We start from the raw sequence: 22,956 nt of genomic DNA on the forward strand, positions 1-22,956 counted from the left end.
AGACTCCGGGTTTTGGGAGCGTGCAGTCAGCACTCTCCAGGACCCGGACCGTCGTGGAAGCACTCATGAAAAAAATCCTCATCGTCTGCTTACCCGCCCTTCTGGCGGGATGTAGCTATTACAACCAGTTCGTTGAAAAGATGAATACCGATACGCTGGAGTACCAGTGCGAAGAGAAACCCCTTAGCGTAAAGTTAAATAAAACCCGTCAGGAGGCGCGTTTCGTCTATGACGACAAACACCTTAGCCTGGCACAGGGGCTGTCTGCCTCGGGTGCACGTTACACCGATGGCGTCTACGTCTTCTGGTCTAAAGGAGACACCGCAACTGTCTACAAGCGTGACCGCATCGTACTGAACAACTGCCAGCTACAGCATCCGCAGCGTTGAGATTTTTGCAGGGGGGGCGCACAATAGCCCCACCTAATGACTCATTTCGCTAACGCCATGTCTGATAACGATCAATTGCAGCAAATCGCGCATCTGCGCCGTGAATATACCAGGGGCGGGCTACGCCGCAACGACCTGCCCGCCGAACCTTTACCGCTGTTTGAACGCTGGTTGGGCCAGGCCTGCGATGCCAGGCTTGCCGATCCTACAGCGATGGTGGTCGCGACTGTAGATGAAAGCGGCCAGCCTTATCAGCGAATCGTGCTGCTTAAGCACTATGACGAGCGCGGACTGGTGTTTTACACCAACCTCGGCAGCCGCAAAGCGCAGCAAATTGAAAAGAACCCGGCCATTAGTTTGCTCTTTCCCTGGCACATGCTTGAACGTCAGGTCATGGTCATCGGTAAGGCGGAGCGCCTCTCTACACTGGATGTGGTGAAGTATTTTCATAGTCGGCCGCGCGACAGCCAGATTGGCGCCTGGGTTTCTCAGCAATCCAGCCGAATCTCCGCCCGCGGCATTCTGGAAAGTAAGTTCCTCGAACTCAAGCAAAAATTCCAGCAGGGCGAGGTACCCTTACCCAGTTTCTGGGGCGGATTCCGCGTCAGTATTGAGCAAATGGAATTCTGGCAGGGCGGTGCCAACCGTCTGCACGATCGTTTTTTGTATCAACGCGAAAACGACGCCTGGAAAATTGACCGCCTCGCACCCTAATCCCTAAAAAATGTTGTGCTAAGCGCTGGTGCTACTGCATCCGGCGCTTTATTCTATGTAGCTTTCGTAACTGGCGAAAAGTCGTGTACCGACAGAGGTGCAGTCGTTTTAAATGGAGAATTTGATGGCAAGCAGTAACTTGATTAAACAATTGCAAGAGCGCGGGCTGGTAGCCCAGGTGACGGACGAGGAAGCGTTAGCAGAGCGACTGGCGCAAGGCCCGATCGCGCTCTATTGCGGCTTCGATCCCACCGCCGACAGCTTGCATTTGGGGCATCTTGTTCCTTTGTTATGCCTGAAACGCTTCCAGCAGGCAGGTCATAAACCTGTTGCCCTGGTCGGCGGCGCAACGGGTCTGATTGGTGACCCGAGTTTTAAAGCCGCAGAGCGTAAACTTAACACCGAAGACACCGTGCAGGAGTGGGTAGACAAAATCCGTAAACAGGTGGCTCCGTTCCTCGACTTTGATTGTGGTGAAAACTCAGCGATTGCGGCCAATAACTATGACTGGTTTGGCGGCATGAATGTGCTTACCTTCCTGCGTGACATCGGTAAGCACTTCTCGGTTAACCAGATGATAAATAAAGAAGCGGTGAAACAGCGTCTGAACCGTGACGATCAAGGGATCTCGTTTACCGAGTTTTCCTACAACCTGCTGCAGGGCTATGACTTCGCCTGTCTGAATAATCTGCACGGCGTTTCACTGCAAATTGGTGGTTCCGATCAGTGGGGTAACATCACATCCGGTATCGATCTGACCCGTCGCCTGCATCAGAATCAGGTCTTCGGTCTGACCGTTCCGCTGATTACGAAAGCCGATGGCACCAAATTTGGTAAAACTGAGGGTGGCGCGGTCTGGCTGGATCCGAAGAAAACCAGTCCATACAAGTTCTACCAGTTCTGGATCAACACGGCCGATGCTGACGTTTACCGCTTCCTGAAATTCTTCACCTTTATGGACATTGAAGAGATCAATGCGCTGGAAGAAGAGGATAAAAACAGCGGTAAAGCGCCGCGTGCTCAGTACGTTCTGGCCGAGCTGGTAACGAAACTGGTGCATGGTGAAGAGGGGCTGGCGGCGGCAAAACGCATCACGGAAAGTCTCTTTAACGGTACCTTAAGCGATTTGAGCGAAGCGGATTTTGCACAGCTTGCCCAGGATGGCGTGCCGATGATCGAAATGGAGAAAGGGGCGGACCTGATGCAGGCGCTGGTGGATTCCGATCTGCAGCCCTCACGCGGTCAGGCACGTAAAACCATCGCCTCTAACGCTGTTACCATTAACGGCGCGAAACAGGCCGATCCGGAATACTTTTTCGCGGACAGCGACCGCCTGTTTGGCCGCTACACGCTGCTGCGTCGTGGTAAAAAGAACTACTGCCTGATCTGCTGGAAATAAGCGGGCGGGAGTGAAATAAAAGGGAGTGAGCTATCACTCCCTTTTTTTATGTGGTGGTTAAATCCCTTCTGCCGCCATCGCCGCGGCTACTGCCGGTCGTGCTGCCACGCGCTGCATGTAAGCCGCGATATTTCCCGCTGCTGGCATGGCAAGTTTCACCGCGACGGCCCAGCGCAGCACCGTGAACAGATAGCCATCGGCAATGGAGAAGTGCTGCCCATTGATCCACTCACGATCGGCCAGGGTGTCATCAACATACTGCAGTTTCTTCTCAAGCAGAGCACGGGCTGTAGGTTTGAAATCCTCCGGGGTATCCGGGCGGAAAAGGGGGGTAAAACCTTTATGCAGTTCAGTGGCGATGAAATTCAGCCATTCCAGCGTCTTATAACGCTCCAGGTCGCCGACGGGGGCCAGTAAATGATTTTGCGGAGCTGTATCAGCAACGTATTGCATGATGGCCACACCCTCAGTTAACAGGGTACCGGCATCTGTCTGAAGTGCGGGAACCTGTCCTTTCGGGTTAATAGCAAAAAAATCATCCCCATTTTCCAGGCGTTTTTTCATTAAATCCACACCTGCCAGTTCAACCTCTTTTCCCGCTTCACGCAGGGCGATATGGGAAGCCAGTGAGCAGGCACCTGGTTTGTAAAACAGTTTCATTCGTCACTCCTTTTAGCTGAATTCCGACTTAGATTATTCCCCTCAGGCATAAAAAAAAAGCCGTTAACGTAAAGTTAACGGCTCTGTTCACACTCGGTTACGCAAAAGTCATACTTTCGCCGTTTCCGCTTTCGCTATATCGTCGGCGTCATTGAGCGTCATACGATTGAGTTTCGGCGCGGCAATCACCATCAGGGCGGCGATCACTGCGGTTACAATACCGATTTGCAGGAAGACGTGACCGTAGACATTCAGCGACATCAGCGGGTCAGTTACGTTCTCAGGAATAGCCATCTGATTAGCAACATAACCGGCAATGATGTTTGCCCCAGCGGTGGTCAGGAACCAGCTGCCCATAATGAAGCCCATCAGGCGCTGAGGTACAAGCTGTGCGACCATCGCCAGACCCAGACCGGAGATCATCAGTTCACCGATGCTCTGCAGGCCATAGCTTGCAACCAGCCAGCTCACGGAGACGATACCGGCTTCAGAGGCAAATTTAGTGCCGAGCGGCAGCACCAGGAACGCGCCGGAGCACAGCACCATACCAATGGCGAATTTGTGCGGCATCGGCAGGGTATCGCCCATCTTATTGTAGATAGCGGCCAGGATCGGGCTGCCAACAATAATCCAGAACGGGTTCAATGCCTGGAACTGTTCCGGCTCGAAGGTCAGGCCCAGCAGGGTATGCTCTACGTTACGGATAGCAAAGAAGTTCAGGGAGGTCGGCATCTGGCTGTAGAGTACGAAGAAAACGATAGCCTGCAGCATCAGAATAAAGGCAACAATCATCTTACGACGTGCAGCACCCTGCAGAGCAAAGGTCTCTTTAGCAAAGATGCAAATGATACACAGCGCAACTACGCCCAGCACCATGCGCGCAATACCCTGATTGTGTAGCAGCCAGGTGGCAACAGTCACCAGTACCACAACCCCGACAATAGTCGCCAGCAGGTAGCCGACACGCAATGGCTCAAAGTCAGGACGGGAGCCATAGTCTTTGACCCAACGTTTGCAGAAAGCAAAGTTAACAATGGTGATCACCAGACCGACAACGCTCAGTGCGAAGGCAACGCTCCAGCCAAATTGCGCAGCCAGCCACGGCGTGGCGAGCATCGAGAAGAAGGAGCCAACGTTAACGGCCATGTAGTACATGGTAAATGCGCCGTCCAGACGAGGATCGTCCTTTGCATAGCAGGTAGACAGCAACGAAGAGGGGTTAGCCTTGAAGAGCCCGTTACCTACGGCAATGGCTGCCATTCCCATGTAGACGATACCGGCATCGTGACCCGACCACGCGACTAACGCGTAGCCAATCGCCAGCACAATAGCGCCAAGCATAATAACGCGTTTGGTTCCCAGGACTTTATCGCCCAGCCAGCCACCGATGGCGACTAACCCATACACCAGGGCGCTAAAAGAAGAGAACAGGGTGATTGAATCGGCTTCTGACATACCCAGCTGCTTAACCAGGTAGACTGCCATAATACCCTGCAGGCCATAAAAGCCGAACCGCTCCCATAACTCGATTGAGAAGATGAGATAAAACGCTTTCGGTTGATTGAAAGCGTTAAGACTTACGCTTTCGGTTGATTTGTTGTTTGCTGTTGACACAAAGACCTCTTTTTTTACATCCCATATTAACGGGGCGACTCGGCACACGATGCCCAGTTTTCATCGTGTTTATAATAATTGCGGGAAGGAAAACGGCGGGTAATGTTCCTTATCCTGGCACGAGAGGCAAGAGCTTTGTAATGAACTGTTACATTTAACCTGAGCGATATTATAAACCGCAGAGATAAATGTTATTTAGCGTTAAATTTTGCCGCCAGAATAATGGCAGTTTTTTCCACTACCAGAGAGGGGTGATAACCCGCGTGCGGGTATATCTTCTGCTATTTAGCGCGCCATGCAGTTAATCGGGCTGGAAGTGCGCATTTTACTGGTCTTATATGTTGATTATTGATTTTTTCGCAGGTTGTGCATAGCAAACGTTATCGTCAAAACGATCCAGGAATTAACCATCTCGTAGCAAAGTTGCAATAATCACCTCAGGGTAGAATTTTTTTGGCATAAAAAAACTTTTCATCAACAGAAAAGCTAATAAGCAATATATAAAAGGATGAAAATGGCTTGTTGCAGAACAATTGACGCAAAGCTAACAAGTTTGAACAGGGCACGCTGTTTACGACCGGTTCATCACAACCCTTGAAAACTCTCGCGTGGTGATATGGATATAGGCGCAGATCAATGTTTTCAGGTTTTTTTCAGGGAATTACGCCCCAGGGAATGACAGGGCGCTGACACACTGTCAGACTTAGCCCTTCGCATATAATTCGGAGTTTACCCCATGAATTTTCACCCATGGCTTAATGCTGTGCACATCATTGCGGCCATCATCTGGCTTGGCGGCATGCTGGTAATGGCGGTTGTGGTTGGCTGGTCAGGTTATCAGATAAGACAACAAGGGGCTGTGCCTGCCTCGCTGCTGGAATTCGTACGGACCTGGAGTCGTAAAATCACCTCGCCTGCGATGATATTGTTGTGGGTAGTGGGAATAGCGATGATTGTGCTGCACGGCAGGATGCCGCACCTTTGGTTAGTACTTAAGATAGTCATCATCATTGGGCTCTCCGGCATTCACGGCGTGCTCACCGGCACTTTACGCCGCCTGGCCGCAGGTAGCGCTACCCGTGTCCCTGGCATCGTTTTTCAGGCCACGCCGATTATCCTTGTGGCCGTTGCGCTGGTTATTCTGCTTGCCGTGTTCAGGCCGTTTTAACGCAAGCGGTTTCAGCTATCGGTTTTGTTCTCGAACTCACACAGGTCTTCGATGATACAAGAGCCGCAGCGGGGTTTACGGGCGATACAGGTATAGCGTCCATGCAGGATAAACCAGTGGTGGCAATCAACTTTAAATTCCGTCGGTACGACGCTTAGTAGTTTCTCTTCAACCTGTTCGACGTTCTTGCCCGGTGCGAAGTGGGTGCGATTGCAGACCCGGAATATATGGGTGTCCACCGCGATGGTAGGCCAGCCAAACGCGGTATTAAGCACCACATTCGCTGTTTTTCGGCCCACGCCGGGAAGCGCTTCCAGCGCGGCCCGGTCTTCCGGAACTTCCCCTGCATGACGTTCCAGCAGAATGCGACAGGTCTTAATCACGTTCTCAGCTTTGGTATTAAAGAGCCCGATGGTTTTAATATAGCTTTTCAGCCCTTCGACGCCGAGCTCGAGTATCGCCTGCGGGGTATTCGCAACAGGGTAGAGCAGGGCGGTGGCTTTGTTGACACTGACATCGGTAGCCTGTGCGGAGAGCAGAACGGCGATAAGCAGCTCAAAAGGAGAGGTAAAGTTCAGCTCCGTGGTCGGATGCGGATTGTTGTCGCGCAGGCGGGTGAGAATTTCCCGCCTTTTCAGTTTATTCATTACGCCTTCCCGGGCACTGAATGAGAGGGTTCACTCGCCGGCACAGCGGCACGACGCTTTTTCGAACGCTCATCGATGAGATATTTAATGGCCAGCAGCATTCCCAGGCCAATAAAGGCACCGGGCGGCAGCATAGCCAGCAGAAAAGAGGAGTCGGTATGGAACACCTCGATCCGCAGTACTTTCGCCCAACTGCCTAACAGACTGTCTGCACCGTCAAACAGCGTACCGTTACCGAGTATCTCGCGAAGAGAACCCAGCGTAAACATGGTACAGGTTGCCCCCATGCCAATGGAGAAGCCATCGAGAGCTGACAACCCGGGCCCCTTTTTAGCGGCGAAGGCCTCAGCACGGCCAACCACGATACAGTTAGTCACGATAAGCGGGATAAAAATCCCCAGCGACTGATACAGCCCGTAAGCATAGGCATTGATCAGCATCTGCACGATGCTCACCACGGAGGCGATAATCATCACGTAAATCGGAATGCGGATTTCGGATGGCGTCCAGCGGCGCACCAGCGAGATAGTAAAGTTTGTCAGGGTCAGCACCAGCGTCGTCGCCAGCCCAAGGCCGAGGGCATTGGTTGCAGTCGACGTGACGGCCAGAAGCGGACACATCCCCAACAGCTGCACTAATGCCGAGTTATTTTTCCACAATCCCTGGACAATAATTTCTTTAATTTCACTCATGATTACTCTCCACAGGTCTGTAAGCCAGAAAGTTGGCCGGGCAGCGTCTGCGCATAGAGTCCAGCCCGCCTGACGGCATTCACGACGGCACGCGGGGTGATGGTCGCACCGGTAAACTGATCAAAATCGCCGCCGTCTTTCTTCACGGCCCAGTGTGTGTCGTTCGCACCTTCGATTTTCTTACCGGCAAAACCGGTGATCCAGTCTGAAATACGCAGCTCTATTTTGTCGCCAAGGCCCGGCGTTTCATGATGTTCAGTGACGCGTGTGCCAAGCACGGTGCCGTTGAAATCCGTGCCCACAAGCAGTTGAATGGCGCCGGAATAGCCGTCAGGCGCGGTCGCTTCAATCACCGCCCCGACCGGAGTATTATCCTGGCGTGCGATATATACCTTATGTCTGCCTTTTCCAAGCTCAGGCGCATCCACCAGATAACAGCTGGACTGCAGCGCATTATTATAGCTGTCAGAGGGTAAAACCTGACTGAACAACGCTTTTTGCTGCATCACGGCCTGATCGGCAATGGTGGATTTTGTCAGTTGGTTAATCGCTGCGGTCATGCCGGTTGAAGCCGCCGCGAACAGCGTCAACGTCATGCCGTACTTACGCATGGTATCTAGCATGGCGACTCCTTAACGATGGCCGTAAACGCGCGGACGCGTGAAATAATCAATCAGCGGCACGGTGATGTTAGCCAGTAACACCGCAAAGGCCACCCCGTCCGGATAGCCACCAAAGCTTCGGATAAGCCAAACCAGCAACCCTGCCAGAGCACCAAAAATCAGGCGGCCCTTGTTGGTGGTTGAGGCAGTAACCGGATCGGTCAGAATGAAAAAGGCCCCAAGCATGGTGGCGCCGGATAACAGATGCACCTGCGGCGAGGCCAGACTTTGCGGTGAAAAAAGCCAGCCCAGCGTCGAACAGACCGTAAGAGAGAGCAGGAAACTAACGGGAATATGCCAACGGATGGTCTTTTTCCCTAACAGGAAAAGGCCGCCTGCCAGATAACCCGCGTTCACCCACTGCCAGCCGGCGCCCGCCAGCATGCCGCTAAAGAGAGGATAATTGAGAATTTCAGTGACGCTATGACCGGCGTGCAACGACGTTTTGAAGGTATCAAGGGGTGTTGCCTGACTGATACCATCTACGCCCATACGCAAACTCTCCATGCTGTGCCCGGTCGCGGCATGGCCGGTAAAGATAATCTGTAGCGCGTCCGTGAAGCCCGGGACGGTTTTCGCCATCTCATACGGGGGCAGCCAGCTGGTCATCTGCACCGGAAAAGAGATGAGCAGCACCACGTAACCAATCATCGCCGGATTAAAAGGATTGTGACCTAAGCCGCCGTAGAGCTGCTTGGCGATAATCACCGCGAAGAGAGTGCCTAAGACCACCATCCACCAGGGGGCAAAAGGGGGAATACTGATTGCCAGCAGCAGCCCGGTGAGCAGGGCCGCGTTATCGGCCAGTATCCCTTTCACATTTTGCTTACGCAACTGGAGAACCAGCGCCTCCGCAGCAAGGGCGGTCGCGACGGCAATAACGATTTGGATGAGGGTACCCCAGCCAAAGAACCACCATTGTGCCGCGATGCCTGGCAGCGTCGCGAGCACAACCAGCATCATAATGCGAGATGTCTGGCGCTGATTATGGGTATAAGGGGAACTTGCAATTCGGAATACCATTTAATCCTCGTTTACAGCATGCTGTGCGGCTTTTTTTGCCTGAACCCGGGCGATAGCAGCGGCAACGGCGGCTTTTCGGGGATCGTCATTGGCTGCCTCGGTCGTGGCCGTTTGTTGTTGTAATTTTTTCGCTTTGGCGCGTGCGATGGCGGCTTCCACCGCCGCTTTGCGCGGGTCAACCGGTTCGCTGACCGGCGCAGGCGGTTGCGCGCCAGCAGGTTCAGCAGCCTGTTTGCGGGCTTTGGCGCGCGCGATGGCGGCTTCGACCGCCGCTTTGCGCGGGTCAACCGGTTCGCTGACCGGCGCAGGCGGTTGCGCGCCAGCAGGTTCTGCGGCCTGTTTACGGGCTTTGGCGCGCGCGATGGCGGCTTCGACCGCCGCTTTGCGCGGGTCAACCGGTTCGCTGACCGGCGCAGGCGGTTGCGCGCCAGCAGGTTCAGCAGCCTGTTTGCGGGCTTTGGCGCGCGCGATGGCGGCTTCGACCGCCGCTTTGCGCGGGTCAACCGGTTCGCTGACCGGCGCAGGCGGTTGCGCGCCAGCAGGTTCTGCGGCCTGTTTACGGGCTTTGGCGCGCGCGATGGCGGCTTCGACCGCCGCTTTGCGCGGATCTGTCTCTGCGTCTGGCGCTGGTGGAGATGCGTCGCGATGCAATGCTTTCTTAGCCTGACGCGCGCGCGCCTGCGCTTTTCTGGCCTCACGCGCGGCAATCACTTCGCTGTTATCCGGTGTGCTGCCCGCCTGAACAACAACAGGTTCGATGGCAGCGCTCTGTTTCTCACGAACCCTGGCCAGCGCGGCGTCAATAGCCTGCTGATCGTTAGCAGTCGGTTGCACGGCGGCCTGTTTATGACGCTGTGCACGCGCGGCTTTTTCACGCTCAAGGCGTGCCTGTCGAGCTTCAAAGCGCGCTTTAGCTTCGGCGTTGCGTTTTTCTTCCTGAGCGATGGCGTAAATTTCCGCTTTTTCCTGACGGAAATACTGCACCAGTGGGATGCTGCTTGGGCAGACCCAGGCACAGGCGCCACACTCAATGCAGTCCGAGAGATGATGGGCGGTGGCTTTATCGTGCTGCTGACCTTTACTGAACCAGTACAGCTGTTGGGGGAGTAAATCTGCCGGGCAGGCATCGGCGCAGGCGCTGCAGCGAATGCAACCTTGCTCTTCCGGCTGCTCACCCATTTCACTGGCGGAAGGGGCAAGCAGGCAGTTGGTAATTTTTACCACCGGTACGTCAAGCCAGGGCAGCGTGAAGCCCATCAGCGGCCCGCCCATGATAACCATCTGGTCACTGGAAGGGCAGAATCCGGCATGTTCAAGCAGATGGCGAACCGGGGTGCCCAGCCGCGCCCAGACGTTACCTGGTCGGGTGACGCTCTCGCCTGTCAGCGTTACCACGCGCTCGGTCAGGGGTTCGCCATCAACGATGGCGCGTTTCACCGCATACGCCGTCCCCACGTTTTGCATCAGAACGCCAATGTCAGAAGAGCGGCCGCCATGCGGAACCTGTTTACCTGTCAGGATCTGAGTGAGCTGTTTTGCGCCACCGGAGGGGTATTTGGTCGGCACGACACGCAACTGGATATCATGCGAACCGGCCAGTACCGCACGCAGCATCGAAATTGCCTGAGGTTTATTATCCTCAATGCCGATGAGAACCTTACGCGGCTGCAGGATGTGCATCAGAATGCGCACGCCTTCAATGATCTGTGCGGCGCAATCCTGCATCAGACGATCGTCGGCGGTGATGTAAGGTTCGCATTCGGCGGCATTGATAATCAGCGTATCAATAAGATCGCCGCCGCCCTTGAGTTTGGCTCCGGTCGGGAAACCTGCACCACCTAACCCTGCGACCCCAAACTGATGGATTCGCTCGATCAATGCTGCCCGCTCATGGGCGCGGTAGTCACTCCAGCCGTCACGCTCAATCCATTTGTCTTCGCCATCGGCATCAATAATGACGCTCAGTTCCGGCAGGGCGGAAGGGTGTGCAGTGGAGTGAGGCGCGATGGCGGTAATGGTGCCCGACGTTGGCGCATGTACCGGCAGCATTCGCCCGCGCCCACGGGTGAGTGGCTGACCGCGCAGAACATGATCGCCCACGCTGACACAGAGCTCACCTTCTGCGCCAATGTGCTGTTTCAGAGGCATCACAAACCGTGTCGCCAGCGGTAGCTGACGCAGAGGTGTGCCGGATGACTGGGTTTTCATTTCCGGTGGATGGATGCCACCGTGAAAATCCCAGAGTTTATCTTTACGAAAAGCAGAGAATAACTTAAGCATGTTGTTCCACGGGAATTGTACGCACGGGGATAGTGTGCAGGTCCCATTTCCAGCTGGCGGGGGTCGTTTCAACCGGACGCAGTTCAATACATTTCGTCGGGCACGGATCCACGCAGAGATTACAACCCGTACACAGATCGCTCATGACCGTGTGCATCGCGCGGGTTGCGCCAACAATGGCATCGACGGGACAAGCCTGAATACATTTGGTGCAGCCGATGCAGTTAGCCTCATCAATGATGGCAAGCATGCGCACGGGCTCAGACGGTATCTCATCACCGTCAATCGGCTGCGGCTCCACGTTCAACGTTTCGGCAATTTTTAACATTACCGCTTCGCCACCCGGCGCACAGCGGTTGATTTTTTCACCCTGCAGGCCCACCGCCTCGGCATAAGGTCGGCAACCAGGGTAACCGCACTGACCGCACTGGCTTTGTGGCAGCAGGTCATCAATTTTTTCGACGACCGGATCGTCCTCAACGGCGAAACGGCGCGAGGCATAGCCAAGAATGACGCCAAACAGCAGCCCGAGTACGCTCAGAACGACAATGGCAATCCAGATTGCATTCATTACAGCTTCACCAGACCACTAAAGCCCATAAAGGCCAGAGACATCAGACCCGCGGTAATAAGAGCAATAGCGTTACCGCGAAACGGTGCAGGCACATCAGCGACGACCAGGCGTTCGCGAATGGCGGCAAAGAGCACCATAACCAGAGAGAATCCGACGGCGGCTGAAAAGCCATATAACGCGGATTGCAGGAAATTGTGCCCAAGGTTGATATTAAGCAACGGCACGCCGAGCACGGCACAGTTGGTGGTGATAAGCGGCAGAAAAATCCCCAGTAAACGATAGAGCGCCGGGCTGGTCTTACGCACTACCATTTCGGTGAACTGCACCACCACGGCGATAACAAGGATAAACGCCAGCGTGCGCAGGTAGACCAAATCCAGCGGGATCAGTAACCAGGTGTCAATTATCCATGCGCAAATGGAAGCCAGCGTGATAACAAAGGTGGTGGCAAGCCCCATCCCCATAGCGGCTTCAAGCTTTTTGGACACACCCATAAACGGGCATAAGCCAAGAAACTTCACGAGCACGAAATTATTGACCAGAACGGTTCCGATAAAAAGCAGCAGATAGTCTGTCATTAGATGGCCTAGAATAAAAAAAGCCGCCTATTATCCGTCAAACGACAGCAGGCGACAACTGAATAACTGTAAGGTTATTACGGATTCACGAAAGTGTTTTTCACACGTTCAGCGCGCTTGAGATAAGGCACAATGAGTGCAGTGGCGGCCAGCGCAAAGAGCAGATCCCGTACGGCTATCTCATCGGATACGGGTAAAAAAGCAAAAGACTTCAGGGCCAATAGCAGGGTGATCAGCAGCCAGATAATCATCTGCTTTGGTACGCTGCGGCGGCGTTTAAAGAAAGCAATCACCAGCCACAACGTGTAAAACCAGATGCCAGAGGCAAAGGCGAATGAGAGAGACCAGATGACCAGATTCACCGCTGGCACATTTCCAACAGCAGCAATAACCTGAGGAAATTGCAATCGGATGGTATACGCCAGACTGAGTGTCTGGCCAGATATTGAGACCAGCAACCAGGCCAGAGGCGCGAGAAGCCAGCCGCCGATTCGCTCTGCATGTTGTGTTGTCATACTCTTTCCTCGTAGGCCATTCTCATTACCGGCCAGGAGTATAAAGCATTATTCACTGAATTCCACAAAGGCTACTGAACATAATGCCAGACAGACTTTGGCACGCGGCCAATGTCAAACAGCCGACCGCCAGAGACCAGTTCAGCACGGCGATGATCGGCGGCACGGTACATGTTAATGATTTCTTCGTTGTCGGTCAGGGTGTAGTTGAGGTGATCAAAAAGTTTTTCCAGACTTTCAAGAGAACTGATTTTGCGAAATTTTAATAAATAGTCCTGAACGGTCATGACAAGCGTTATCCCTATTTTAGAAAGACAATAAAACATTCGCGGATAATTCGGCCGAATAATAAACGGGCTTCTCAGGACGTCATTGTCACCGAGTGCACAGCCCGCACTAATTTAGACTTTTCTTTAAAGGTTAAAGCAGACACCAGAACAGTGTCTGGTGGTGAAGATTAGCGCTCTTCGTCACGCCTGGCAATATGCAACTGTATATCAGTATTAGGGGGACGTTTACGTTGTGCGTTATTTTTTCTGCGCGACAGCGCTCGGCTCAGGTGGCTGGTAATTATCAATATGACTGGCAAAAACTAAAAGTATGGTTGATACGCCAAGCACAACCCAGCCCATTAATTCAATGATGCGGTTAAACATTGAAAACATCTTTTACTGCTCCCTGATGCCACTCCCTGATTCGATTTTTCGGATGTTACCGGGGTGTAGCAACAACAACAAGACAGGGTCGATATTTTTAAGGAAATTCTGTATTTAAACCCCTTTTCTTACAGGGGTAATAGACGACGCAGGTACTGAAGATCGCAGTGGCGGTGGTGACACAAAGCCAGATAGTATGAAACAGCGATTCCAACGAAAAGAGGCCGCTATATGAATGAGAATATCCGTGTCGGACTAATAGGCTATGGTTATGCCAGCAAAACCTTCCATGCGCCGCTTATCGCGGGCACGCCAGGGCTTGAACTGGCGGCCATTTCCAGTAGTAATGCTGCAAAAGTCAAAGCTGACTGGCCTAACGTGCCGGTAGTGTCCGAACCGAAACACCTCTTTAACGATCCCAAAATTGACCTGATAGTGATTCCTACCCCGAATGATACCCACTTCCCTCTGGCGCGAGCGGCGCTGGAAGCGGGAAAACATGTGGTGGTGGATAAACCTTTCACCGTTACTCTGTCGCAGGCGAGGGAACTGGAGGCGCTGGCAAAAAATCTCGGTCGCGTGTTGTCGGTCTTCCATAACCGGCGCTGGGACAGTGATTTCTTAACCCTGAAAGGTATCCTGGCAGACGGCGCACTGGGCGAAGTGACTTACTTTGAGTCACATTTTGATCGTTATCGCCCTGAGATCCGCAATCGCTGGCGTGAACAGGCAGGCCCAGGCAGCGGTATCTGGTACGATCTGGCTCCGCACCTTCTCGATCAGGCGGTGAATCTTTTTGGCTTACCGGTTTCTATGACGGTGGATCTCGCGCAGCTGCGTCCGGGCTCCCAGGCCACCGATTATTTCCACGCGGTCCTCTCCTATCCGCAGCGCAGAGTGGTTTTACATGGCACGATGCTGGCAGCAGCAGAATCCGCACGTTATATCGTGCACGGCACGCGCGGAAGCTTTGTGAAATTCGGTCTCGACCCGCAGGAGGAGCGGCTGAAAAGTGGTGCGCGACTTCCGCAGGAGGACTGGGGCTACGACATGCGCGATGGCGTACTGACGCGGGTGGAAGGGGAAGAGCGCGTGGAGGAAACCTGGCTGACCGTACCGGGTAACTATCCGGCGTATTACGCGGGCATTCGTGATGCACTTAATGGTGTCGGTGAAAACCCGGTCCCCGCCAGTCAGGCCATTAAAATTATGGAACTGATTGAGCTTGGCATTGAGTCGGCAAAACACCGCGCCACCCTCAGTCTGACCTGATAAGACGCCGCTCACGTGAGCGGCGTGCTGCTTTCGCTATCAGACGCGCTGCTGCACTTTCATTCTGAGCGCCTGCTTTTCACTGTCACTGAGGAAAGCCATTTCCAGGCCGTTAATTTGAGCCTGGCGGATCTGGTCGCGGGTCAGTCCGGCCGCCGGTGCGGCAGTCTCATATTCATGTCCGATATCGATGCCCTGAACGGCAGGATCATCCGTGTTAATAGAAGCCAGCACGCCTGCTTCGAGGAAGGTTTTCAAAGGGTGGCGTGCCAGCGCGGCGACGGTACTGGTCTGAATGTTCGAGGTCAGGCAGGATTCAATGCCAATCCGCTGTCCGGCAAGGAACGCCATCAGCGCCGGATCCTCTATGGCTTTCACCCCATGTCCAATACGCTCTGCCCCCAGCTCGCGAATCGCCTGCCAGATGCTTTCCGGGCCTGCAGCCTCGCCTGCGTGGACGGTAATATGCCAGCCGGCATCACGGGCGCGGTTGAAGTGAGGCAGGAAAAGACTACCGGGGAAGCCCAGCTCATCCCCTGCAAGATCGAGGGCGGTAATGCTTTCACGATAAGCCAACAGTGCTTCCAGCTCCTGAAGGCAGGCAGACTCGCCGAAGGTGCGACTCATAATACCAATCAGACGTACTTCCACGCCAAAATCTCTGCTGCCTTCGCGTACACCGGCAATCACGGCTTCGACAACACCTGCTACCGGCAGGTTATGCGTCATCGCCATATAACCTGGGGAGAAGCGCAGCTCAACGTAATGCAGGCCGTTTCGGGCCGCATCTTCCATGTTCTCAAAGGCTACACGGCGGCAGGCATCGAGCGAGGCCAGCACTTTTACTCCCCAATCCAGTTTCGACAGAAAGCTGACCAGATCCGGTTCATTGGTCGAGACCTGAACGTGGGGAAGGAGAGTATCGAGCGTGTCTGCGGGAAGGGGCAGGTTAAACTCCCGGCCAAGATCGAGAATGGTTTGTGCCCGAATATTGCCGTCCAGGTGGCGATGAACATCGGTTAAAGGCAGGTTAGTATCAATCATGGTCGCACTCTTAATTCAGGTAAAGTGCGATCCATTATAAAAAGAATCAACGCAAAAAAGCCATGTTGCGCAAAAACAATGTTATTTGCGCAATATGAATCAACGTAGCGCGCGAAGCCCGGCGATGAGTTTAGCCACCCCTTGTTCAAGTTTTGCGCGAGGGCAACCCGCGTTCAGGCGAACAAAGTGTTGATAATCGGCACCGTAAGTTGACCCCGGCATGATAGCCACCTTCTGCCGGGTGATGAGTTCCTGTTGTAAGGCGATATCGCTGATGCCCAACGCTGAGAGATCGATCCAGGCAAGGTAAGTCGCTTCCGGGACCTGCCAGGTGAGCTGGGGAAAGGCGCGCCGGAGCTCGTCAGCAATAAAGTGCAGATTGGCTTGCAAATAACCCCGTAGCGCATCAAGCCAGGGTGCTCCTTCTGTGTAAGCTGCAATATGGGCAACCAGGGCGAGTACCGCCGGAGAAGAGAGACCGTCCCTGTTTTTGAGCGCAGAAAGCCAGGCCGTACGTGCAGATTCATCAGCAATAAAACCGTAAGCACCCGTCAGCGCAGGAATATTGAAACTCTTGGAGGCGGAGGTAAAAAGTGCCCAGTTGCCGCGAGCCACCTGATACCAGGGCGTGTGCCGGGTATCGCCCCAGACCATATCCATATGAATTTCGTCGCTAATGACGCAGACGTTATGGCGTTCGCTTAGCTCAGCCATCATGCGCAGCTCATGAAGTGACCAGACTTTCCCGGTGGGATTGTGGGGACTGCACAGCAGCAAAATTTTATTTTCCGGCCTCGAAAGCGCAGCCTCAAGACGCTGCATATCGCAGTGCCACTTGCCTTCGTCATGCTCCAGTGCAACGGGAACCAGCTTGCGCTGATTGGCAGCGATGGTTTTATAGAAGGCGTCATAAGCCGGCGTATGCACCACCACGCCATCGCCCGGCTGCGACCACTGACGAATCATCTCCGCAATCATATAGATGACCGAGGGGCCATACACCAGCGTACCCGGGTCGGTTACCGTATTGAAACGATGGGTAAACCAGTGCTGTATGGCCTGAGTAAACGCCTCGTTTTGCCAGCGACTGTAACCCAGCACGCCGTGCGCAAGCCGTTGCTGTAGCGCAGAAAGCACGCAGGGGGCGGTAGCGAAGTCCATATCGGAAATGGTGAAGGGGAGCAGATCCGCTTCGCCAAAACGGTCGGCAACATAATCCCACTGGGTACACCAGGTACCGTGCCGATCGATCGTCTTTGAAAAATCAAACATATAACGTCCTTCTTGCCTGATGCCCTCACCGGGGTGAGGGCGGCTGGGTTAGGCGTGCACGGAATTCATCAAGGCAGTCATTTCATCTTTTACCGACTGCACCTGCGGTCCGATAACTACCTGCAGGTTATGCTGATTGAGCTGGATTACGCCGATTGCCCGGTTAGCTTTGAGGGCCTCGCTGTTGACAAGGGACATGTCTTTGACGGAAAGACGCAGGCGGGTAATACAATTATCCAGCGTGCTGATGTTGTCACTGCCACCCAGCGCGGCGAGGATAGCGGGTACGTTATAGCCGGATTTGCCGGTCGCGCCACTGACCCCTTTCTCGGTGTAACTGGCTGTTTCTGACTCACGCCCCGGCGTTTTAATGTTGAATCGCAGGATGGCAAAACGGAAGAGAAGGTAGTAGGTCATAAACCAGACTGCCGCAACAACAGGAACCATATACCATTTGGTTGCCAGCCCGTGCAGAATGCCGAACACCACAAAGTCAATTACGTTGCCGTCAGTATTGCCGATAGTGACCCCCAGTACGGCCATCACGGTAAAGCCCAGTCCGGTTAACAGGGCATGAATGGCATAGAGCGCTGGCGCAACAAAAAGGAAGAGGAACTCCAGCGGTTCGGTTGTACCACCCACTACGCAGGCGATGACCCCTGAAATCAACAGCCCCTTAATTTTGTGGCGGTTTTCCGGTCTGGCGCAATGGTACATCGCCAGTGCAGCGCCGGGTAAACCCCCGAGGAAGGCAGGCATTTTCCCCTGAGACAGGAAGCGGGTAGCACTCTCGGAAAAGCCCTGCGTAGAAGGGCAGCTCAACTGGGCCTGGAAAATGGTCAGCGCACCGCTGACGCTATGACCACACACCTCCATCGTTCCGCCTGCTTCCGTAAAGCGAATGATTGCCACCAGAATATGTTGCAGACCAAAGGGGAGCAGGAGACGTTCGCCGGTGCCAAAAATCATCGGACCAAAATTTCCGGCGCCATTGATCATTTGACCGAGACCTGCGATGCCCATTGCGAAATAGGGCCATACCAGCGGGATAACCAGCCCGACAAGCCCCATCACCATACTGGTTACGATCGGTACAAAGCGGGTGCCGCCAAAAAAGGCCAGCGCATCGGGAAGCCGGATGGTGTTAAAGCGCTCATGCAAATTCCAGATGATAATCCCCGCGATCACCGCCCCCAGAATGCCGGTATCAATGGACTGGATCCCCAGTACGTTCTGGATATTGCTAGCTTTAAGCACCGCCGCATCGCTGGTGGGGAGTATGCCTTTCGCCGTAAGCCAGAAATTCACCGCCAGGTTCATCACGGCATAACCGACAAAACCGGCAAACGCCGCCACGCCTTTATTTTCCCGCGCCAGTCCGAGCGGGATGGCAATACAAAACATGACGGGCAGGAAACTAAAGGCAAAAGAGCCGACTTTCCCCATCCAGATAAAAACGGCCTGCAGTACCGGATGACCCAGGGCCGGGAGTAACGTGATGACGCTCTGGCTACTCAGTGAACTGCCGATCCCCAGCATGATCCCGCAGAACGAGAGCAGGGCGACCGGCAACATAAAGGTTTTACCTAATTGCTGAAAAAACTCCCAAAGCGAAACTTTCTGTCTTTTTCTGCCAGACATACGTGCTCCTGATATGAAGGGTGAGGGTAGCTGCAGCAAAAAGATAAAACGTTTTACCTAATTTTAGTGCGAAAGAAATCACATAATCTGCTCATCCTATAGTTTATAACTGTCATCATTGATAAATCGTTTTATCTCATCGACGTTATATGCAATGTCTATCGTAAAAAAAATCACTATTCATGATGTGGCGCTGGCAGCAGGTGTGTCAGTTACGACGGTGTCGCTGGTGCTCAGTGGCAAAGGACGGATATCCGCCCGAACCGGGCAGCGCGTACATGACGCCATTGAGGAGTTAGGGTTTGTACGTAACCGCCAGGCTTCTGCCCTCCGGGGAGGTCAAACGGGTGTGATTGGCCTGATCGTCTGCGATCTGGCCCTGACGTTTTATGCCGAGGCCACGTCAGGTCTGAGCGAAGCGCTTGAAAGTGAAGGCCGTATGGTTTTCCTGCTGCACGGCGGACGTGACGGCGAGCATCTCCTGGCCCGACTGAATACCCTGCTTACCCAGGGGGTCGACGGGGTCATTGTGGCAGGGATTCCCGGCGAGCAGGGCGCTGCGATGCGCGCATGCGCTCAGGAGGCGGGGGTGCCGCTCATCTTCGCCTCACGTTCTAACTACCCTGATGATGCCGATACCGTTCGTCCCGATAATACGCTCGCCGCGCAACGGGTTACCGAGCACCTTATCCAGCAAGGGCATCAGCGTATCGCCTGGCTGGGTGGAGAAAGCGCATCCCTGATCCGGGCTGAGCGTGTGGGGGGATATTGCGCGACGCTGCTGAAATATGGTTTGCCGTTTAACAGCGACTGGGTGGTAGAGTGCGACGCCAGCCAGAAACAGGCGGCGGAAGCCGTACAGCAATTACTGAGCCGTAACCCCACTCTGGATGCCATCGTCTGTTACAACGGCCCAACGGCAATGGGCGCCTGGTTTGGTCTGCTGCGTGCAGGCTGGCAGGCGGGTTCGGGGCTTGACCGATATTTTGAGCAACAGGTCTCGCTGGCGGCATTTGCTGACGCGTGGGAGCAGGGGCAGTATGACATCCCGGTCGCCTGGGCGACGCTTTCTGGAAGAGAGATGGGTTACCTGCTGGCAGAGCGGATACTGCAACGCATTGACGAGCCTGAGCGCACCTTACACCAGGCGGTGCTCACTCCCGGGCTCGTGGTGAACAGATAAAACCCCCTCCGCAGAGGGGGAGTGCAGTTACTTCTGCGGCACAACCGGAAGTGCCGGGGTGGCCGGTGCCGGTGACTGCGGTGCGCCCAGACCCGGTTGCCCCAGCGCAGGCATACCAAACATGCCAACAAACTCATCGAGAGACATTTTCTCACCGTTCAGCGTGACCTGACCATTGGCATACTGGAGGCTGGCACCGATAGTGTTGTTCTCAAGCGTGGTAATACGGAACATCTGCCCCATAGCAGCCAGCCCTTTCACCTGTTGGTTAGCCAGTTTTTCGGCTTCTGCCTGCTGATATCCCTCAAGTTTCGCTATCTGAGTCATAAACTCCACTGCCATATCCATAGGAATGGTCAGTTTGCTCTCCAGCGACTTAACGTTGCGATCGACCTCTTCCGTCAGCGTCCGGGCAGGTGTCGTGGCTTTTGAAGGATCTTTCAGGAAAAGGGAGAGATTAAACGCCGTTTCGCCTTTGGCGTTTTTCCAGCTCAGAGGCGCGATGGTAATGACGGGTTCGCCTTTAAGCAAAAGCGGTACGGCGTTGAGGAACGCTTCGGTGGCTTTTTGCTGATACAGCACAGGATCCTTCATCACCTCAGGCTGCGCCATCAGTGCCTGCGACTGGGCATTGTATTGCTGACTGAACTGATGCCAGGATTCGCCGTCAATCTGACCCACTTTCAGCGTCAGCTTGCCGCTGCCCATATCCTGACCCTGAATTTTCAGGCTACCAATGGTGTACTCGACCTGACTGTCGATATTTTTTTTGTCGGTAGACACGTCGGATTTAGCATTCAGGTTCATGCCTTCCAGCACGGCCATCTCTTTATTTTCAACGGCGATAGCCAGCTTATCGAGGGTAAGTTTTTGATTACCGATACGTTCATTAAAGCTGGACAGCTGGGTCGTGCCTTCCGTTTTCAGGTTATTAAAGGAGAGCTGAACGCGCTGGTTATACTCATTTACTGCATCAACCAGTGCGCTTTGTGCCTGACCGCTTAAGGCAACAACATTGCCGTCTTTGTCGGCACTGAGACGGAATTCCCCGCCGCTAAAGGCGACTTTTTCACCCTCTTTTTCGGAACTAAGCGGACGCAAAGAGATGTCGCTGCGCGAGTCGCCGCCATAACCAATACGGGTTTCGACCACAAAGGGTGATTCGCCTTTGGCGATATCGAACAGGGGTTTAGTCACCTCATTATTCACAAGCGTTGAGTGAACGGAGGCCATTGAGGGGATCAGATTAAACGATTTCAGCTGGGCCAGCGGGAATGGTCCATGATCCACATTCTCATGCAGCACAATGCTTTGACCCGGTTTGAGCCACGGATTCTCTTTACCCTCAACCGGTTGTACCACCAGCTCCAGCTGACTGCTGAACAGACCACGCTGATAATGTTGCGTGGAGAGCACCACGCTGGCTTCAGGGGCAACACGGGCAATCTGACTATTCGCTTCAGTGACCATCTGCGCAAGACGGCCTTCAAGTTGTTTTCCTGTGTACCAGGCTCCCCCGGTCCAGACTACGCCAAGAGCAATAATAACGCCTGCAGCAACCAGCGATTTTTTCATTTGGTTTATCCCTAAAAATGAAATCAGGCGGAACAGGCCGCCTGGATAGATGAAAAGGCTGAGTAAATCTTAGCAACGCTTGCTAAAAAGTTCAGTAACTTAGTTCAGCTTATTATAAACCCGCGCCACACGACCAACGCCGCTTACGCTGACCGGGGAGTCACTGGCGCTGATAAAGGCGGACTCGCCCGGTTTGAGTACCAGCCGTTCGTCATCTTTGCTTAATACGGCTTCACCTTCTACGCAGAACACAATGGCTGCGCTCTGCTGCGCCAGCGTATCGGGGCGAACGCCGATGTCATGCAGTGAAAAAGCGAAGTCATCAACAGGGATGGGGAATTCGAGCGTTGCCCCGCGCTGCTCAGGCAGGGTTAGCAAGGTATCCGCCGGTTTTGGGGTGAAGGCGACGTTCGCCACCAGCTCAGGAATATCAATGTATTTAGGCGTTAACCCCGCGCGTAGCACGTTGTCAGAGTTCGCCATCACCTCAAGAGCAACCCCTTTAAGGTAGGCATGCGGGGTCTCCGCGAACAGGAACATCGCTTCGCCTGGCTCCAGTTTCACGACATTGAGCATCAGGGGGGAGAATAGACCACTGTCGTCCGGGTAAAACTCAGCGATGAAGCGGATGGTCTCCCAGGGTTCGCCCTGCTGGCTGTTAAGCGCCGCTTTCAATACCGCCAGAGCGCGGGATTTTTCCTCGCCCTGCATATTGAGCAGGGCGGCAAAGAGTTGACTGAGCCGTTCACCGTCAGGCGCCTCAAGAAAATGGGCGATGGCCGTGTGCGCTCCCGCGACGGGTTGAAGCAGCGAGACGATTTCCATAAAAGGACGAAATGCATTCATTGCCAGAAAGGGGGTCAGCGCAAAAACCAGCTCAGGTTTGTGGTTAGGGTCTTTGTAATTGCGCTCGGCGGCATCGAGAGGAATACCCGCCGCATTCTCTTTCGCAAAGCCAGCCTCAGAATTCTGTTTGTTCGGATGGACCTGAATGGACAACGGCTGGTCGGCGCAGAGAACCTTAAACAGGAAGGGCAGCTCACCAAAACGGTCGGCAACCGCTGTGCCCAGTAGCGTGGATTTGTCCTGTTCAATCACCTGACGCAAGGAGTGCGGATGACCCGCTGCATCCTGCACTTTTGAGCTGCTTTTCGGGTGCGCGCCCATCCACAATTCTGCCATCGGTTTACCGTCAGGATTGTCGATGCCATAGAGTTCCGTTAACGCAGTTTTGCTTCCCCAGGCATAGTTTTGCACTGAGTTGATGAGTTTTTGCATGCTCCTGCCCTTAATGATGTTCAACATAAGTGCGGGTATTAAAGCAATAAACCCGCCTGAAGTAATCAGCACATGTAAAAAGTCGTACTAGTCTCAGTTTTTGTTAAATAATTGTGTAGG

The 22,956-nt window shown here is 54.0% G+C and carries 23 protein-coding genes; 6 read left to right on the plus strand and 17 right to left on the minus strand.

Annotation, left to right across the window (positions count from 1 at the left end; genetic code table 11):
- The first annotated feature begins 65 nt into the window (after nt 1-65).
- The 3 genes from mliC (at nt 66) to tyrS (ending at nt 2,502) form a co-directional block, all read left to right on the plus strand.
- Nucleotides 66-389: a C-type lysozyme inhibitor gene (gene mliC, locus M1D91_RS10050; RefSeq protein WP_437430453.1), complete on the plus strand. Its 324-nt coding sequence runs from the start codon at nt 66-68 to the stop codon at nt 387-389.
- 57 nt (nt 390-446) lie between these two features.
- Complete coding sequence (gene pdxH, locus M1D91_RS10055) at nt 447-1,103, plus strand: pyridoxamine 5'-phosphate oxidase (RefSeq protein WP_437430555.1); 657 nt, start codon at nt 447-449, stop codon at nt 1,101-1,103.
- A gap of 124 nt (nt 1,104-1,227) precedes the next feature.
- Nucleotides 1,228-2,502, plus strand: coding sequence for a tyrosine--tRNA ligase (tyrS, locus tag M1D91_RS10060; RefSeq protein ID WP_437430454.1), 1,275 nt, complete (start codon nt 1,228-1,230; stop codon nt 2,500-2,502).
- Nucleotides 2,503-2,559: 57 nt separating this feature from the next.
- On the opposite strand, the gene gstA is transcribed toward tyrS, so the two are convergent.
- Nucleotides 2,560-3,162, minus strand: coding sequence for a glutathione transferase GstA (gene gstA, locus M1D91_RS10065; protein WP_437430455.1), 603 nt, complete (start codon nt 3,160-3,162; stop codon nt 2,560-2,562).
- Between the two features lie 108 nt (nt 3,163-3,270).
- Nucleotides 3,271-4,776 carry a dipeptide/tripeptide permease DtpA gene (gene dtpA, locus M1D91_RS10070; protein WP_437430456.1) on the minus strand — a complete coding sequence of 502 codons (1,506 nt, stop codon included), beginning with the start codon at nt 4,774-4,776 and terminating at the stop codon, nt 3,271-3,273.
- Nucleotides 4,777-5,512: 736 nt separating this feature from the next.
- On the opposite strand from dtpA, the gene M1D91_RS10075 reads away from it, so the two are divergent.
- Complete coding sequence (locus M1D91_RS10075; protein ID WP_437430457.1) at nt 5,513-5,944, plus strand: CopD family protein; 432 nt, start codon at nt 5,513-5,515, stop codon at nt 5,942-5,944.
- Between the two features lie 11 nt (nt 5,945-5,955).
- On the opposite strand, the gene nth is transcribed toward M1D91_RS10075, so the two are convergent.
- The 10 genes from nth to blr form a co-directional block, all read right to left on the minus strand.
- Nucleotides 5,956-6,591: an endonuclease III gene (gene nth / locus M1D91_RS10080; protein ID WP_437430458.1), complete on the minus strand. Its 636-nt coding sequence runs from the start codon at nt 6,589-6,591 to the stop codon at nt 5,956-5,958.
- On the minus strand, nt 6,591-7,283 hold the full coding sequence (locus tag M1D91_RS10085; RefSeq protein ID WP_437430459.1) for an electron transport complex subunit E: 693 nt from the start codon (nt 7,281-7,283) through the stop codon (nt 6,591-6,593). The genes nth and M1D91_RS10085 overlap by 1 nt, the downstream gene beginning before the upstream one ends.
- A gap of 2 nt (nt 7,284-7,285) precedes the next feature.
- Entirely contained in the window at nt 7,286-7,906 is a 621-nt protein-coding gene (gene rsxG, locus M1D91_RS10090) for an electron transport complex subunit RsxG (RefSeq protein WP_437430460.1), read from the minus strand.
- Nucleotides 7,907-7,915: 9 nt separating this feature from the next.
- Nucleotides 7,916-8,968, minus strand: a complete 1,053-nt coding sequence (gene rsxD, locus M1D91_RS10095) for an electron transport complex subunit RsxD (protein WP_437430461.1) — start codon at nt 8,966-8,968, stop codon at nt 7,916-7,918.
- The gene (rsxC, locus tag M1D91_RS10100) at nt 8,969-11,248 is read right to left on the minus strand and encodes an electron transport complex subunit RsxC (protein ID WP_457976251.1); all 2,280 of its coding nucleotides are present in this window, start codon (nt 11,246-11,248) and stop codon (nt 8,969-8,971) included.
- Nucleotides 11,241-11,819 (minus strand): electron transport complex subunit RsxB, encoded by a 579-nt coding sequence (rsxB, locus tag M1D91_RS10105; protein WP_437430463.1) that lies wholly within the window; start codon nt 11,817-11,819, stop codon nt 11,241-11,243. Before rsxB ends, rsxC begins: the two co-directional genes overlap by 8 nt.
- A complete protein-coding gene (gene rsxA / locus M1D91_RS10110) occupies nt 11,819-12,400 on the minus strand; it encodes an electron transport complex subunit RsxA (RefSeq protein WP_437430464.1) in 582 nt (193 codons plus the stop codon). Before rsxA ends, rsxB begins: the two co-directional genes overlap by 1 nt.
- Nucleotides 12,401-12,477: 77 nt before the next feature.
- The gene (locus M1D91_RS10115) at nt 12,478-12,915 is read right to left on the minus strand and encodes a DUF2569 family protein (protein ID WP_437430465.1); all 438 of its coding nucleotides are present in this window, start codon (nt 12,913-12,915) and stop codon (nt 12,478-12,480) included.
- Nucleotides 12,916-12,986: 71 nt separating this feature from the next.
- Nucleotides 12,987-13,202: a transcription modulator YdgT gene (gene ydgT, locus M1D91_RS10120; RefSeq protein WP_041851533.1), complete on the minus strand. Its 216-nt coding sequence runs from the start codon at nt 13,200-13,202 to the stop codon at nt 12,987-12,989.
- A 240-nt stretch (nt 13,203-13,442) separates the two neighbouring features.
- Nucleotides 13,443-13,580, minus strand: a complete 138-nt coding sequence (gene blr / locus M1D91_RS10125) for a division septum protein Blr (protein WP_437430466.1) — start codon at nt 13,578-13,580, stop codon at nt 13,443-13,445.
- Nucleotides 13,581-13,802: 222 nt separating this feature from the next.
- Here blr and M1D91_RS10130 point away from each other — a divergent pair, with 222 nt between their 5' ends.
- A complete protein-coding gene (locus M1D91_RS10130; RefSeq protein WP_437430467.1) occupies nt 13,803-14,843 on the plus strand; it encodes an oxidoreductase in 1,041 nt (346 codons plus the stop codon).
- A 39-nt stretch (nt 14,844-14,882) separates the two neighbouring features.
- Here M1D91_RS10130 and add read toward each other — a convergent pair whose 3' ends face one another.
- From add to malX, 3 genes are all read right to left on the minus strand, one after another.
- Nucleotides 14,883-15,887, minus strand: coding sequence for an adenosine deaminase (gene add, locus M1D91_RS10135; RefSeq protein WP_437430468.1), 1,005 nt, complete (start codon nt 15,885-15,887; stop codon nt 14,883-14,885).
- 99 nt (nt 15,888-15,986) lie between these two features.
- Complete coding sequence (locus M1D91_RS10140; RefSeq protein ID WP_437430469.1) at nt 15,987-17,159, minus strand: MalY/PatB family protein; 1,173 nt, start codon at nt 17,157-17,159, stop codon at nt 15,987-15,989.
- 48 nt (nt 17,160-17,207) lie between these two features.
- Nucleotides 17,208-18,800 carry a maltose/glucose-specific PTS transporter subunit IIBC gene (gene malX / locus M1D91_RS10145; RefSeq protein ID WP_437430470.1) on the minus strand — a complete coding sequence of 531 codons (1,593 nt, stop codon included), beginning with the start codon at nt 18,798-18,800 and terminating at the stop codon, nt 17,208-17,210.
- Nucleotides 18,801-18,954: 154 nt separating this feature from the next.
- Between malX and malI the strand changes: the two genes are divergently transcribed.
- Nucleotides 18,955-19,983: a Mal regulon transcriptional regulator MalI gene (gene malI, locus M1D91_RS10150; protein ID WP_437430471.1), complete on the plus strand. Its 1,029-nt coding sequence runs from the start codon at nt 18,955-18,957 to the stop codon at nt 19,981-19,983.
- A gap of 27 nt (nt 19,984-20,010) precedes the next feature.
- On the opposite strand, the gene M1D91_RS10155 is transcribed toward malI, so the two are convergent.
- Entirely contained in the window at nt 20,011-21,558 is a 1,548-nt protein-coding gene (locus M1D91_RS10155; RefSeq protein ID WP_437430472.1) for a YdgA family protein, read from the minus strand.
- Nucleotides 21,559-21,657: 99 nt separating this feature from the next.
- Complete coding sequence (manA, locus tag M1D91_RS10160) at nt 21,658-22,836, minus strand: mannose-6-phosphate isomerase (RefSeq protein WP_437430473.1); 1,179 nt, start codon at nt 22,834-22,836, stop codon at nt 21,658-21,660.
- Between the last annotated feature and the right edge of the window lie 120 nt (nt 22,837-22,956).

This window comes from Enterobacter sp. SA197 (genome assembly GCF_054131575.1).

Bases quoted from the DNA above. Each gene is read 5' to 3' on its own strand.
- M1D91_RS10140 (WP_437430469.1), bottom strand. From the start codon at position 17,159: ATGTTTGATTTTTCAAAGACGATCGATCGGCACGGTACCTGGTGTACC.
- rsxD (WP_437430461.1), bottom strand. From the start codon at position 8,968: ATGGTATTCCGAATTGCAAGTTCCCCTTATACCCATAATCAGCGCCAG.
- mliC (WP_437430453.1), top strand. From the start codon at position 66: ATGAAAAAAATCCTCATCGTCTGCTTACCCGCCCTTCTGGCGGGATGT.
- blr (WP_437430466.1), bottom strand. From the start codon at position 13,580: ATGTTTTCAATGTTTAACCGCATCATTGAATTAATGGGCTGGGTTGTG.
- rsxB (WP_437430463.1), bottom strand. From the start codon at position 11,819: ATGAATGCAATCTGGATTGCCATTGTCGTTCTGAGCGTACTCGGGCTG.
- add (WP_437430468.1), bottom strand. From the start codon at position 15,887: ATGATTGATACTAACCTGCCTTTAACCGATGTTCATCGCCACCTGGAC.
- nth (WP_437430458.1), bottom strand. From the start codon at position 6,591: ATGAATAAACTGAAAAGGCGGGAAATTCTCACCCGCCTGCGCGACAAC.
- M1D91_RS10075 (WP_437430457.1), top strand. From the start codon at position 5,513: ATGAATTTTCACCCATGGCTTAATGCTGTGCACATCATTGCGGCCATC.
- rsxG (WP_437430460.1), bottom strand. From the start codon at position 7,906: ATGCTAGATACCATGCGTAAGTACGGCATGACGTTGACGCTGTTCGCG.
- malX (WP_437430470.1), bottom strand. From the start codon at position 18,800: ATGTCTGGCAGAAAAAGACAGAAAGTTTCGCTTTGGGAGTTTTTTCAG.
- pdxH (WP_437430555.1), top strand. From the start codon at position 447: ATGTCTGATAACGATCAATTGCAGCAAATCGCGCATCTGCGCCGTGAA.
- rsxC (WP_457976251.1), bottom strand. From the start codon at position 11,248: ATGCTTAAGTTATTCTCTGCTTTTCGTAAAGATAAACTCTGGGATTTT.
- tyrS (WP_437430454.1), top strand. From the start codon at position 1,228: ATGGCAAGCAGTAACTTGATTAAACAATTGCAAGAGCGCGGGCTGGTA.
- rsxA (WP_437430464.1), bottom strand. From the start codon at position 12,400: ATGACAGACTATCTGCTGCTTTTTATCGGAACCGTTCTGGTCAATAAT.
- gstA (WP_437430455.1), bottom strand. From the start codon at position 3,162: ATGAAACTGTTTTACAAACCAGGTGCCTGCTCACTGGCTTCCCATATC.
- M1D91_RS10115 (WP_437430465.1), bottom strand. From the start codon at position 12,915: ATGACAACACAACATGCAGAGCGAATCGGCGGCTGGCTTCTCGCGCCT.
- M1D91_RS10130 (WP_437430467.1), top strand. From the start codon at position 13,803: ATGAATGAGAATATCCGTGTCGGACTAATAGGCTATGGTTATGCCAGC.
- ydgT (WP_041851533.1), bottom strand. From the start codon at position 13,202: ATGACCGTTCAGGACTATTTATTAAAATTTCGCAAAATCAGTTCTCTT.
- manA (WP_437430473.1), bottom strand. From the start codon at position 22,836: ATGCAAAAACTCATCAACTCAGTGCAAAACTATGCCTGGGGAAGCAAA.
- M1D91_RS10155 (WP_437430472.1), bottom strand. From the start codon at position 21,558: ATGAAAAAATCGCTGGTTGCTGCAGGCGTTATTATTGCTCTTGGCGTA.
- malI (WP_437430471.1), top strand. From the start codon at position 18,955: ATGTCTATCGTAAAAAAAATCACTATTCATGATGTGGCGCTGGCAGCA.
- M1D91_RS10085 (WP_437430459.1), bottom strand. From the start codon at position 7,283: ATGAGTGAAATTAAAGAAATTATTGTCCAGGGATTGTGGAAAAATAAC.